This is a genomic window from Pseudomonas sp. RIT288, assembly GCF_000631985.1.
Taxonomy (GTDB): Bacteria; Pseudomonadota; Gammaproteobacteria; order Pseudomonadales; family Pseudomonadaceae; genus Aquipseudomonas.
This window is the reverse complement of sequence record NZ_JFYN01000037.1, coordinates 1-428: the sequence shown is the minus strand read 5'-3', so window position 1 is coordinate 428 and position 428 is coordinate 1. Positions and strand designations below refer to the sequence as shown.

Sequence of the window (428 nt, the reverse complement as noted above, 5' to 3'; positions counted from 1 at the left end):
GCCGCAGGCTGGAGTCATTCGCTGGCGCATCGGCTGGAGTTCGATGGCGATGCGGTGATCTGGGTCGATCACGAGAACCGCCGCACGCGGTTTCCGTTGCCCAGTGTTGAGCGGCCGCAGATTCACAACAGCCTGTCACGGGCGGCGATTTTTCTCGGCGATGAGCCGGAGGAATTGATCCTCGCGCTGGCGGGGGATGCGGCGCGGTTTTATCACTTTCGCGCTGGGCGATTGGTGGCGGTCAGTGATGCGTATGGCAACCGTCTGACCGTTTCTCGCGATCATCAGCAGCGGGTTTTCCGCTTGGACAATGGCGCGGGTCGGTCGCTGCTGTTGCGCTATGACCGGGCGCATCTGATCGGCGTTGATTATCAGGTTTGGCGCGACAGCGACTGGCGCACCGAGCAAACGCTGGTCAGTTATTGCTA

General features: G+C 61.4%; 1 protein-coding gene. It reads left to right on the top strand.

Annotated elements, in window-relative coordinates:
- Positions 1–428, top strand: a 428-nt coding sequence (locus BW33_RS21580; protein ID WP_047601093.1) for a hypothetical protein, incomplete at both ends; no start/stop codon positions are given.